The following is a 12,977-nucleotide window of genomic DNA, read 5'->3' on the forward strand; positions in this document are numbered from 1 at the left end:
ATCTACATCAGCACCCGTTCGATGCCGCCATTTTTCACCTTCTGAATAAACTGCTTCTGCCAATCTTCACCATGCAGGTGTCTGGCCAGTTCAATGACAATGTAATCTGCACTCACACCACTCTGATCTTCCAGACGGGAGAGTCCCTGGAAACATGACGGGCAGGAAGTGAGGATCTTCTGCGGGTTTTCACCGGGCATCTGTGCCTTGGCAAGCTCCATCTGCTCCTCTTTACGTGTACGGATCTTGCCGGCGATCTGAGGATGTGCAACAGCCATCGTACCCGCCTCACCACAACAATCTTCCGACTTCACCGCATCCTGACCGAGCAGCGATTCGATCGCCGCTTTGGTGCCATGACGTTTCAGTGGCGAGTGGCACGGTACGTGGTACATATACTCCACACCACTGACACGTTCGGTCTTCACTCCCTGCTCCATCAGGTACTCATGAATATCGATCAGCGGCGTATCCGGGAACACCTGCCCCAGCTCATACTTGGTCAGCTGATCATAACAGGTGCCGCAGGAGACAATCACCGCCTCAAAATCGAGGTAGGAGAGCACCTTCTTCATACGGTGGAAGAGCACCCGGTTATCATAGGTAATCTGATCACCGCGCTCATGATCGCCACCTGCCGTAGAGGGGTAGCCGCAGCAGAGGTAGGAGGGTGGCAACACCACATTCACACCGAGATCATAGAGCATCGCCTGCGTGGCCAGCCCGACCTGAGAAAAGAGACGCTCAGAGCCACAGCCGGGGAAGTAGAATACCGCCCGCCCATTGGCTTTTTTCGGATCACGCAGAATCGGAATCATATTCTTGTCACTCGATTCAAGACCCAGCTTCTGACGCGCCGTACCGGCCTGCAGGGCTGGCAGTGGTCGCTCGATGAAATTGATCACCTGCGCCTGAATACCCTCCAGATTACGACTGGCAGCCGGCTCATTTTTCACCAGACCGGCCATTTTACCCAGCCGGTTGAGCATACGGTGCCCCGCATAACCCCAGCGAATAACAACCTCGCGCATCAGTCGAACGGCATTGGGATTCTGCAGGGTGAGGAACATCAGTGAGAATCTGGAGCCAATATTGAATCTGGCCTGCCCCTTATCCTTGAGCAGTGCTCGCATGCGTTCGGTCACATCACCGAAATCGATATTCACCGGACAAGGGCTTTCACATTTATGGCAGATCGTGCAGTGGTCTGCGACATCCTGCATGCCTGCAAACTGCTCAAAAGAGATACCTGAGCCGGTCTGTGACTCATAGAGAAACGCCTCGATCATCGCGCCACTCGCCTGAATCTTGTTACGCGGACTGTAGAGCATATTGGCGCGCGGGAAGTGGGTGTTACAGACCGGCTTGCACTTACCACAACGCAGGCATGGTGAGATCGCTTCGGAGAGGTCGGTAAGATCAGCCGCCTCGAGAATCATCGACTCCATCTCCAGCAGATTAAAACTCGGCGTATAACTCAGCTGCAGATCGGTATCGGGCATCAGTTTGCCACGGTTAAAGAGATGATTCGGATCAACGCGTTTGAGGTACTCGGCTGTCTCGACCAACAGGTTCTTATCCATGTACTCCAGTTTGGTAATGCCGATACCATGTTCACCGGAGATCACACCACCAAGCTCCACCGCTTTGGCCATCACCTTCTCAACCACGCGATGCGCCTTTTTCATCATGCCATAATCGTTGGAGTTGACCGGAATATTGGTGTGCACATTGCCATCTCCGGCATGCATATGGGTGGCAACCACAATACGACTGGAGAGTGCTTTTTTATGCGCTCTGTTAACGCCATCAATCAGAGCGTCGTGACCACGCAACATATCGTGTAGCGGCTTCTGCACGGTCTCACGGTAGGAGACACGCAGTGCAGAGCGCTGAATGACACGGAACAGCGCTTCAGAACGTTTGTATTTGATACCCTCAAGCAGGTGGGCTACTTCCCAGGCAGGTTCATCCATACCTTTCAGCAGTCGGCACCAGTTCTCTCTGGTCTCGGCAATCAGTGTGATACATTGATCAAGTTTTTCGGTCAGATAGGGATCATCATCAAGATCCAGATCGCTGGTCTCCAGTCGGTTACCGCTGATACGCGAACGCGCATCGGTGAGATAGGCCGAGATCGCCTCAATGGCATCTTTCTTATTGAGAATGGAGTTCTCGATATTCAGATGTTCCACGTAATCGTTATATTCAGAGAGACGATCCAGCGGAATCACCACATCCTCATTCATCTTGAAGGCGCGCGTATGTTTGGCAATGGCAGCCATGCGGCCCCGGTCACCCCAGAAACGCTTGCGGTCAGCCTCGCTGGTAGCGACAAAACCTTCACCATTACCGTTGGAGGCAATGCGGCAGATGTCAGCACAGGCTTTGGCAACGGCATGCTCATCATCACCGGAGACATCGATCAGCAACACCACACGTGGCGCCTGACGACGTGTGGCTTTGGAGATATATTCAATCGCTTTGACATACTTCTCGTCAAAGTGCTCCAGCCCCTCAAGGTGGGCTCCCTCCAGCGCATCAACGTGGTGCTTGATCTTCACCATCGCCTTGGTTGCGTCACTCAGCTCCTGGCCGAAAAACTCACAGCAGACGGTACGGGTAACTTCAAAAGAGCGGTGCAGTACAAAGGTCGCTTCAACAATAAAGCCATCGGTGCCCTCTTTCTGCACACCGGGAAGTCCACCCATCGCTTTGCGCGTCACATCCTTGCCCAGCCCCGGTTTACGGAACACCGAGCCTTTGATGGTCAAGATCTCTTCAGATAGCTGTGCTCCGGACCTGGCATCGGTTTTGGTCAGCCTGAAACTGACCTCAGCCTCATCATGCACCTTGCCCATATTATGGTTAATACGCTCCACCAGCAGCCAGTTGCCATCGGGTGTCACCATCTTCCAGGAGAGCAGGTTATCTACACAGGTTCCCCAGATCACCGCATGTTTACCACCGGCATTGGAGGCGACATTGCCGCCAATAGTACAGGCCCAGAGACTGGTCGGATCGGTGGCAAAGACATGCGGCCGACTCGCCTCCATTACCTTACCGGTCACCGCACCGGCACCGGCAGTGATGGTTGCCACCTCACCCTTGCTGCCCACATCCTGCGTGATGATCGGACCGATCTGATCCAGCTTCTCAACATTGATAATCACAGCATTATTGGAGAGCGGTACAGAACCACCGCAGAGGCCTGTTCCGCCACCGCGCGGGATTACCACCAGATCCAGCTCGGCAGTCGCACGCACCAGACCGGCAATCTCTTCTGCAGAGTCAGGAGTAAGCACACAGAACGGTGCATGATGACGCCAGTCGGTAGCATCAGTGGCATGATGGGTAAGCGTATAGGCATCAAAATGGACATTATTGACGTGGGTGAATTTTGCAAAAGCACGACGTGCTTTTTTGCGCTTGGCAGGCTCCTGATCAAACCAGGCGTAGAAATCTTCAAGCATGCGCCCGGTGCAGGCGGCCATCTTCTGTGCACGCGGATTTTCCGATGCGCCCTGCGTAATACGGGCCAGACGATCATAGTGACGACGGTACATCTGCTGGCGTCGTTTCTGGTTATTCAGCAGATCGTTGCGCAAAAATACGTTACGCTCAACCACCCAGAGATCACCGAGAATCTCAAACAGCATCCGCGCAGAACGCCCGGTACGGCGCTGGGTGCGCAATACGTTCATATCATCCCAGGCATCCTCGCCCAAAAAGCGGATGACAATTTCCCGGTCAGAATATGATGTGTAGTTGTAAGGTATCTCGCGAATATTCTCGGACAAACATATCTCCATATTTGGGCGTTAATGATGACGCGCGGACGCAGCATAATAAGCATGCGAGATGAATAAAACCTTAATTCTCAAAAGCAGTTATCGCAATTGCGATTTATAGCACACTTCAGTGCTCAAAGCAGGCCTGATCATGGTCGGGTGTTCATTCGCAGCCGGCGCCGCTAATATGGCGCGCCTAGACCTTTTTTGTGGAGAGTTGCGAATGAAAACCAGCACCCGTGTCATGGATATCATTATTTTCGCCATATGCCTGTTTACCGTTCTTCTGATGTTTGAATACAGGAACGAGGTTGGCCCTAACATGCAGTGGGGCGTCTCCATTCCGCTGGGTCTGATCGGCCTCTTCTTTGGTTTCAGGGCTGCCAACCCCGATATCGTCAGAGGTGAAAAAGAGGATTAATTCACAGCCCTCCGTATCTGCGAGGGTGTTTCGAGCTTTCTGAGAGGTGCTCTTCAGTATGTCAACAGCGGTGTCTGGTGGATATATGCCGGATGCTCAAGCTCTCTTAACATAAAATGGGCAACATCGGCACGGGATATTTTTCCCGCTTTAATGCCTCTCAGGTCAGTTAAAACCCGGTATTTGCCTGTAAACTCTGTTCGCGTCAGTAGCGCTGGCCGCAGAATAGTCCAGTCACAACCACTGGCTCTAATCAGCTCCTCCTGACGGTTCTTATCGTCATACACATGTTTGAGCAGCACCGGCCTGGTCACTTTGTCGTAAAAGAAACCGCCATGACCTTCACTATCCCCCGCGCCTATACCTGTAACAGCCAGTAGTCGTTTGACACCAGCTTGCTCCATGCCACCAAGAACATTTCTCGTTCCATCAGAGAAGAGATTGACCGGCTTGCTGGATGGCACCATGCCAATCGTAAGACAGACCGCATCCTGGCCGACGCATGCCCCCTCAACGATCTTTCTGGTCATGATATCACCAACACGCACCTTAAAATTCCTGTGCACATGCCCCTCAAACACGCGCTTATCCCGAACCAGCGCTGTAACCTTATGACCTGCATCAATCGCCTGCTTGACCAGCTCCAGACCGATACCACGTGATGCGCCGATAATCAGGATCTTCATCTCACCCTCCAGCTGGCTTGCAGCAAGCACACACTACATATTTGCCATCAGATGGCACCAGCCCCAGACATAAAAAAAGCCCGCCTGACTTTTCGTCAGACGGGCTTTAAAAATCGAAACTGGTTAAATCAGGCGATCGCTTTTACACGAGCGTTCAGACGCGACACACGGCGTGAAGCCTGGCGTGCATGAATCTGATTCTTGCGACCGGCACGATCCAGCAGTGAAGTTGCCTGACGCAGTGCTGCAGTTGCAGTCTCTTTGTCACCGGCTTCTACAGCGGTCAACACCTTCTTGATAACAGTGCGCATAGTAGATTTCTGCGTACGGTTCTGCAGACGTTTTTTCTGATCCTGACGTGCACGTTTCAGTGCTGATGCATGGTTTGCCACGTTTTCTTGCTCCTTGCAGCCTCTCAACTGCGCTTGATATGGGCGCGGAACAATACCGTCTGGCAATGCAGTGTCAACAGATTACTGACAGACAAAGCGGGTGCACAAAGTAAAAATTAGGTCTATCCTCGCCGCTGTAATGTCTTTGCATTACACGATGTTTAAAAGTATAGGGGGAATCATGAAAGTTTCTGATGTCATGTCACAGGGATGTCTTACCTGCAAAGCTGGTGATACGCTGCATGATGCAACACAAAAAATGGTAATGCGCCGCTGCGGTTCACTGCCGGTCGTCGACGACAACGACGCCAGCAAGTTGATCGGCATTGTTACCATCCGCGATACCATGCTGCCACTTTATCCCAATTTTGGTGAATATATACACGATGCAAAAACAGCACGTGACTTTGAAGATATGGAAGAGAACTACAAACGCGTAATGTGCATGAAGATCAAGGATGTTATGACACCTGATCCCATGACGGTGGCTTCCGACACTCCGGTTCTCAAAGCGGCCTCCTACATGGGCCTGAAAAACCTGCGCCGTATTCCGGTGGTTGACGATGGCAAGCTGACCGGCATGATCAGCATTGGCGATATCAATCGTGGCATGTTTATCCACAACGGTTAACAGATTGCTGTTACAAAAATATCAGGCTCCGGTTTTTACCGGGGCCTGTTTTGTTTGCAAGGCGGATTAAGCATGGATTCAGTTCCAGCCCACCTCAAGGCCTTGTTTGATGCGGCCATCTATCCGCATCCGGCAGAGAAGATCGAGATGATCCAGACCCATATCTCCTGGGTATTCATGGCTGGCAACTACGCCTACAAATTTAAAAAACCTGTCGATTTTGGCTTCCTCGACTTCAGTACGCTGGAGAAGCGCAAATATTTCTGCCAGCGCGAGCTGGAACTCAACCGCCGCATCTCCCCTGCTATCTATCTGGGAGTACACAGCATCTCTCGACAAGGTGACCACTATCAGCTTGATGGCGAAGGCGAGGTGGTTGATTACTGCCTGAAGTTGCACCGATTCAGCCAGTCGGACCTGTTAGATGGTCGACTCAAACGTGATGATTTTGATGCTGCATGGATGGATCTTCTGGCTTGTGATACAGCCCGCTTTCACGCGGGCTCAACAAGCAACAGCGAGATCGATCATATCGCCCTGCTGCATGACCACATCGCACTCAATCTGGAAGCGGCATCCCGTCACACTGATGCCGGGCTTAACCGCCACACCATTCAAAGCCTCACTGCGTTTGCCGAATGTGCACTGGCACAGCTGCAGCCACTGCTTGAAACCCGTCAATCAGCTGGCCATGTCCGTCACTGCCACGGTGATCTGCATCTGAAAAACATCGCCCTGATCGATGGTTATCCACACCTCTTTGACTGTATTGAGTTTAATGATGATTTCAGCACCATCGATACCATGAGTGATGTCGCATTCCTGATCATGGATTGCGACGCCCATGGCCGAACTGATCTCGGCATGCGCTTTCTCTCCCGCTATCTCGAATGCTCAGGTGATTATGAGGGCCTGAAGCTGCTGCCGCTCTATCTCTTCTACCGGGCCACCGTGCGCGGCAAGGTGGCATGTCTGCTGGCGGATGAGCTGGAGGGAGAGAGCAGAGCAGTGCAATTAGCTGAGGCGGCAAACTATTTCGAACTTGCGCTTGGCTACACCGTCAAGCGGCAGAACGCACTGTTCGCCATTGGCGGCCTCTCCGGCAGTGGCAAAAGCTATCTGGCACTGCTTGGCTGTGGAGAAGAGCAGGCCATCATGATTCGCAGTGATGCCACCCGCAAACGCATCAAGGGTAACTACCCGGGTCTGGAGCTGTATGGCAGACAGATGCATATCAACACCTACAATGACATATTTGAGGCTGCGAAAACTACCATTGACGCAGGTTATTCAGTCATTCTCGATGCCACATTCATCGATTCAGATTCACGCCTTCATCTAAAACAACTGGCAGAGCGCTGCTCAGTACCACTTCACCTCTTCTGGCTGGATATCGAAGAGCCTGTTATAAGAGCTCGAATCAAGCAGCGACAATTCGCCGTCAGTGATATCTCCGATGCCGACCTGCATGTGCTCGAACTGCAGCTGGCAGCATATAAAAAACCTGATGAATCGTGGGTTGAGTTTCTCACTACAAACAGCATCTGGCCGCGCACGCATGGCAGGTGATTCCGGTCACATAAAAAGTTCATCACCAAGCCATATTTCTTCGTCTATAATACCTTTATGAAGGTGACGGCACACAATAATGATCAGCAGGGAAACATGGATATAGACCATATGTCTTACAGGCACGATATCGACCTTCCCAACCGGTTGATTATCACAACCTGGAGCGGCAGGGCTTCAGATGATGACTTCATCCAGGCCTTAACCAGCTATCAGCAAGAGATCAAAGGCCATCGTGATTACCAGCTATTTAATGAACTTCTTGATTTTCGCCACATCACCAAACTCAACCTCTCAACCAGAGGCATCATTGAGCTTGGCAGAATTGCCCAGCGCACAGATCAACCTGCTGTTCAGACAAAGCTTGCTATCGTGATCAGTTCAACAGTGGCCTTTGGACTGGCGCAAATGTACATCACCTACCGAAATCTGGTTCCCAACAGCAACAAAAAACTGAATGCATTCAAAAGATACAACGATGCATTTGAATGGCTCACTGCAGCAACAACCCCTGACCAGTAGGGGTACTCTGATTATTCAGAGCCCCCTGCAGCCACCTCTCTTAAAGCACTTCAACCGCTCTGGATGCCAGCCTTGAACGCTCACTGGCTTTAAGCGCGATATGACCGGCATGCTCCCAGCCTGCGAAAGCCATCGTCGCCTGTGTCAGACCATTGGTATGGGCGGTCAGATAAGGGGTATCGATCTGGGCATTGTTACCCAGCAGTAGAATCTTCGAATCCTCACCCATACGGGTCACAATCGTTTTCATCTGATGCGGGGTCAGGTTCTGTGCCTCATCAACAATCAGCCATGTTTTGGTAAATGTGCGCCCACGGGCAAAAGAGAGTGCTGCAATCTCAATCCTGTGCTGACCAAGAATATCACCGATATTCTGCGCCTCATCGCCAAGCAGAATGGAGAGGTTGTCGGTAATCGCACCCATCCACGGCTCCAGTTTCTCGCGTTCTGTGCCGGGAAGAAAACCGATATCCTGTCCCATAGGCACCGTTGCACGAGTCACCAGAATCTTTTCATACAAGCCCATATCCAGCGTCTGGTGCAGCCCACAGGCCAGTGCCAACAGGGTTTTACCTGAACCGGCAAGCCCGAGCATCGCCACCAGATCCAGTTCTGCATCCATCAGCAGATTCATCGCCATGTTCTGCTCCAGATTTCTCGCCTTAATGCCCCAGATGGCGTGGCGATCACTGCGATAGGATGTGATGTCGCAGAGATGAACCCTGCGCCCCTCATCAATCTGGGTACACTGCACCGCAACCTCGCGCTCACCGGGCAGCACCACAAAGCTGTTCAGGAACGGCAGCTCCTTCTCCTGTGGCCAGGTCACGATATAACGGTTGCCGTGATCGTGTTCACCAACCTCCATATCCTCAGCCATCAGACTCCACTCCGCCTCATCCAGTCGCTGTTTGCCGCTGGGCAGGATAGAGAGATCGGTAACCACACGATCTGAGCGGTAATCTTCGGTTCTAAGACCCAGTGCGCGTGATTTGATACGCAGATTGATATCTTTGGATACCAGAATGACATGGCGATCCGGATGCAGCTTCTGCATGGAGAGGCTGACTGCGATAATACGATTATCCCCTCCGCTTCTGGCCAGCGAGTCAGGTAGAAGTTTAAGTGATTCAATCGTCGACATTTCGAAATAGAGTCTGCCACCACCGGGAAGCAGACACCCTTTGGAGAGATCTTCGCACTCTGCACTGAGTTCATCCAGCTGACGGGAAGCATCGCGCACGTTGCGAGCCAGCTCATCCAGCCCCTTCTTGATCTTGTCCATCTCCTCAAGCACGACAATCGGGATCACCACATCATGCTCATCAAAGCGTTGCAGTGCGTTAGGATCATGTACCAGTACGTTTGTATCTAAAATGTAGATCTTGCGCTTCTCGGTATCGTTCAAGATTCGTCTCCCTGAAAATAGATATGAGTCATGCCAAATATAGTTGACGCTTTACGATTAATACGATGCTATGGAGCCTGATAGTGAGATATAATCTGACGCAACAGCTACCCGAAAGTCAATGCTTGACACTCCCCGCTCATTCGCCATTATTCGCGCCGTCCGCGGGTATAGCTCAGTTGGTAGAGCGCGACCTTGCCAAGGTCGAGGTCACCGGTTCGAGCCCGGTTACCCGCTCCATATTAAAGGGTCCGTAAGGACCCTTTTTTTATCTGTTCAGGTTCAGACGGCAGGGTGGCTCAGTGGCTACGGCGGAGGACTGCAAATCCTTTATTCGCGAGTTCGATTCTCGCCCCTGCCTCCAACCTGAATCACTTCACTTCGAAATCATCCCGCCATATAAAACCTAAAGCGCCAGATACCGACAGCCTTCATCTTTTTAATTCCTCACCATCCTACCTTTGACAATGGCAAAACAGACGGCATTATTCGCCCCGTTAGCGGGTATAGCTCAGTTGGTAGAGCGCGACCTTGCCAAGGTCGAGGTCACCGGTTCGAGCCCGGTTACCCGCTCCAGATCTAAAAGGGAGGATTGCTCCTCCCTTTTATTTTAAGTGGTTGTTAACGGCAGGGTGGCTCAGTGGCTACGGCGGAGGACTGCAAATCCTTTATTCGCGAGTTCGATTCTCGCCCCTGCCTCCAACCTACCTCCCCTACTCTTTAACTTTAAGAAGTTGATTAAACAGTTCGTGCACCCTGTTCATGCGCTCAATCAACACCTCGGGTTTTGTGATCCCGGCGTGCCTGCGCATGGTCTCCCACTCGGTAGCCCCTGCATCATTCGGAAGCTTGCCAATCGAGCGCCACAACTCGACGCGCAACGCATTCTCCATCTGCCGGAAGTCAAGATAAGTAGCGGCCAGCCAGCTGCCCGCCTCTCTCCACATTTCTGGCGCTGATTCCGGAAGATCGTTAAGCACATCAATGGTTCGACGCGCACTACCGCCGAAGGCCAGCCGTGCATATTGAGCCAGAAACTCGATATCAACCAGACCACCGGCATCATGTTTGAGGTTGATTAGCATCTCTGATTTGCTGGCCAGATGGTCAATCATTTTACGGCGCATCTCCACCACATCAGCAGCTAACGTTTTATGATCGCGTTTTTGATCCAGAATCTCCGTCACGATCTTTTCCACAGCTCTCTTTGCGGCATCAGGCCCTGCAGCAGCACGTGCCCTGCACAACGCCTGATGCTCCCAGGTCTGAGCCTCACGCAACTGATAATCATGGAAGCCGATCAGACTGGTCACCAGCACACCACTACTTCCGGATGGGCGCAGCCGTGCATCAAACTCGAATCCAGCTCCGAACGGTGGCGGTGCAGTCAGATACTGGATAACGCGGCGCCCAATGCGCTGGGCATGCTCACCTATACTGCGTTTTCCGAACATCTCACGCGGATTATCATGTACAAAAACAAAGACCATATCGAGATCGGAGACCAACCCCATCTCGTGTGAACCATGCTTGCCCATGGCCAGCGCCACGAATGGGAAATCTTTGGGTAGATCCATCTGAAACAGGCAGAGTCGAATCACGGCAGCCGTTGCAGCATCAGCGATATCCGCCATCCAGCCGCCAATGGTCATGGCATCGGATGCATGCGCATCAACCGCCAGTGCACATAACAGCCGCCCCTTATCTACACCCCGTCCAATATCAGCCAGTGTCTGCTCAACATCGTCAAAATCGTTCTGTGCATTGAGCTCTGCACAGATAGCCCTGATATCCACCTCACCATGCTCACTCATCAGCGGCCACTCCAGCCATGAGGGGTCTCTGGCAATATGATCTGCCAGATAACGACTGGCAGAGAGTACGCCGATCAACCAGTCCAGTGCCCCCTGATGGGTAGCCAGAAGATCGATCCAGGTAGCACGACCGGAGATGGCATGGATCAGGTCGGCAAAGGCCTCCAGTGCAGAGAGTCCATTCTCATCATCGAGCCATTTCGGCATTGCCTGTTGCAGAATGCGCCCGGTCTGCACTCTGCTACGCTCAGGCAGCAGACCTCGCGAGAGCCACCTGTCAATTCGCTCTAGCGCCAGCCCCATGCGCTCACGCTCTTCCGCTGCCAATTTTTCCATTCCTTGCTGGGAACCGGAGAGCCAATCGATCTCTTCCACAACATCGTCACCAACCGGTTTGACAAACTTTCTGAATGCATCCTCGACAATGGCAGCGTGATGCACCATCTGCTGTTCGATATGATCGATACCGGTCGCAGCAGTGAGATAGTCAGCATAATCCTCGGGTAGTTTATGGGTCTGCTCACCACGGCGGGACTGAATCGCATGCTCAATGCGCCGCCAGAAGCGGTATGCGGCTTTCAGATCAGCCACATCCTCTTCTCCGATCACACCCGCCTGCATGAGTCGATCAATGGCGATCATGCTGGGCTGAACCCTCAACTGGTTATCACGCCCTGCATGCAGCAGCTGCAATGACTGAATAATAAACTCAATCTCACGGATACCACCCCTGCCCCGCTTGACATCAAAACCGGGTGCAATGCCGCCTAACCCCGCCTGTCCGTCGATGCGCCGCTTCATATCGGCAAGGGCTGATACTGTGGTGTAATCGAGATAACGCCTGAAAATAAAGGGGGCGATACCATCAATAAAAGCCTGACCCAGCGCCACATCCCCGGCTACCGGTCGCGCTTTGATCAGCATTGCCCGCTCCCAGGTCTGTCCATACTCCAGATAGTGGCTGAGTGTCGCTTCCAGATGCAGGGCAATTGCTGCCCCATCACCACCGGGACGCAGGCGCATGTCCACCGGCCAGACGATGCCATCGACTGTACGCTCACTCATCAGACGAATCAGCATGCGTGAGAGATGCATATAGTACTCAGGCGCAGGGATCGACTGACGCCCTTCCACCGTACTGCCTTCGCCTTGCCATAGAAACAGTGGATCGACATCCGAACCCAGATTCAGTTCACGTCCACCCAGTTTACCCAATCCAATCACACAGAATGAACCACCTTCGATACGGCCATACCGCGGTGCTATCAGCCTTGCTGCCATCCTCAAGGCCTCATCCATCAGCCCTGAAGCCAGATCAGCAATAGCGCGACATGAGTCATCCATATCACCGTTCAACCCCATCTCCCACCAGATCAGGTGACGATGACCGCGATGTTTGCAACGCCGCAGATGCGACAAACAGCTGACCAGATCACCGCTCTCACAAGCAGGCACCCAGCTTTCACTACCATCGGGAAGCAGTGCCTCATCAAGCGGTCGAAAAAGAGCACTGCACTCAACCTCATCAGCATTGCGTATCAGTATCGAAAACTGCTGAGATATTGCGCATAGACGCCGAACATCGGCATGTAGACTTTCAGGGCTATGTTGAAGGATGAAATCGATCTGATCACTCATTGCATGAGTATACCCAAGCAATCGGAAGAGGAAAACCTTCGCAAGCAGCAATTAAATTTCCATCTCTTCGGACCGATATATAAAAGTGAAATGATGAAAGCGGTT

The 12,977-nt window shown here is 52.3% G+C and carries 9 protein-coding genes and 4 tRNA genes; 8 read left to right on the plus strand and 5 right to left on the minus strand.

All coding sequences use genetic code 11. The features are described from left to right. Nucleotides 1-2: 2 nt before the first annotated feature. Entirely contained in the window at nt 3-3,800 is a 3,798-nt protein-coding gene (locus F3F93_RS05120) for an FAD/FMN-binding oxidoreductase (protein WP_176958096.1), read from the minus strand. Nucleotides 3,801-4,014: 214 nt separating this feature from the next. Between F3F93_RS05120 and F3F93_RS05125 the strand changes: the two genes are divergently transcribed. Beyond that, the gene (locus F3F93_RS05125) at nt 4,015-4,212 is read left to right on the plus strand and encodes a hypothetical protein (RefSeq protein ID WP_176958097.1); all 198 of its coding nucleotides are present in this window, start codon (nt 4,015-4,017) and stop codon (nt 4,210-4,212) included. A gap of 53 nt (nt 4,213-4,265) precedes the next feature. Here F3F93_RS05125 and F3F93_RS05130 read toward each other — a convergent pair whose 3' ends face one another. Both F3F93_RS05130 and rpsT read right to left on the minus strand, forming a co-directional pair. Then, the gene (locus tag F3F93_RS05130) at nt 4,266-4,898 is read right to left on the minus strand and encodes an SDR family oxidoreductase (protein WP_176958098.1); all 633 of its coding nucleotides are present in this window, start codon (nt 4,896-4,898) and stop codon (nt 4,266-4,268) included. A gap of 128 nt (nt 4,899-5,026) precedes the next feature. After that, complete coding sequence (gene rpsT / locus F3F93_RS05135) at nt 5,027-5,290, minus strand: 30S ribosomal protein S20 (protein ID WP_176958099.1); 264 nt, start codon at nt 5,288-5,290, stop codon at nt 5,027-5,029. A gap of 181 nt (nt 5,291-5,471) precedes the next feature. Here rpsT and F3F93_RS05140 point away from each other — a divergent pair, with 181 nt between their 5' ends. From F3F93_RS05140 to F3F93_RS05150, 3 genes are all read left to right on the plus strand, one after another. Continuing rightward, nucleotides 5,472-5,921, plus strand: coding sequence for a CBS domain-containing protein (locus tag F3F93_RS05140; protein ID WP_176958100.1), 450 nt, complete (start codon nt 5,472-5,474; stop codon nt 5,919-5,921). Nucleotides 5,922-5,993: 72 nt separating this feature from the next. Continuing rightward, nucleotides 5,994-7,490 carry an AAA family ATPase gene (locus F3F93_RS05145; RefSeq protein ID WP_176958101.1) on the plus strand — a complete coding sequence of 499 codons (1,497 nt, stop codon included), beginning with the start codon at nt 5,994-5,996 and terminating at the stop codon, nt 7,488-7,490. A gap of 57 nt (nt 7,491-7,547) precedes the next feature. Further along, nucleotides 7,548-8,012 (plus strand): STAS/SEC14 domain-containing protein, encoded by a 465-nt coding sequence (locus tag F3F93_RS05150; RefSeq protein WP_176958102.1) that lies wholly within the window; start codon nt 7,548-7,550, stop codon nt 8,010-8,012. Nucleotides 8,013-8,052: 40 nt separating this feature from the next. Here F3F93_RS05150 and F3F93_RS05155 read toward each other — a convergent pair whose 3' ends face one another. Further along, nucleotides 8,053-9,420 (minus strand): PhoH family protein, encoded by a 1,368-nt coding sequence (locus F3F93_RS05155; protein ID WP_194334982.1) that lies wholly within the window; start codon nt 9,418-9,420, stop codon nt 8,053-8,055. Between the two features lie 164 nt (nt 9,421-9,584). On the opposite strand from F3F93_RS05155, the gene F3F93_RS05160 reads away from it, so the two are divergent. The 4 genes from F3F93_RS05160 to F3F93_RS05175 all read left to right on the plus strand — a co-directional run bounded on the left by F3F93_RS05160 (nt 9,585) and on the right by F3F93_RS05175 (nt 10,122). Beyond that, a tRNA-Gly gene (locus tag F3F93_RS05160) sits at nt 9,585-9,660 on the plus strand. Nucleotides 9,661-9,708: 48 nt separating this feature from the next. Further along, a tRNA-Cys gene (locus F3F93_RS05165) sits at nt 9,709-9,784 on the plus strand. A gap of 136 nt (nt 9,785-9,920) precedes the next feature. Beyond that, nucleotides 9,921-9,996: transfer RNA gene (locus F3F93_RS05170), tRNA-Gly, on the plus strand. Between the two features lie 50 nt (nt 9,997-10,046). Continuing rightward, a tRNA-Cys gene (locus F3F93_RS05175) sits at nt 10,047-10,122 on the plus strand. 11 nt (nt 10,123-10,133) lie between these two features. Here F3F93_RS05175 and glnE read toward each other — a convergent pair. Further along, a complete protein-coding gene (gene glnE / locus F3F93_RS05180) occupies nt 10,134-12,872 on the minus strand; it encodes a bifunctional [glutamate--ammonia ligase]-adenylyl-L-tyrosine phosphorylase/[glutamate--ammonia-ligase] adenylyltransferase (protein WP_176958103.1) in 2,739 nt (912 codons plus the stop codon). Nucleotides 12,873-12,977 lie beyond the last annotated feature (105 nt).

The organism is Mariprofundus sp. KV (genome assembly GCF_013387475.1).
In the GTDB taxonomy this organism is placed as follows: domain Bacteria; phylum Pseudomonadota; class Zetaproteobacteria; order Mariprofundales; family Mariprofundaceae; genus Mariprofundus.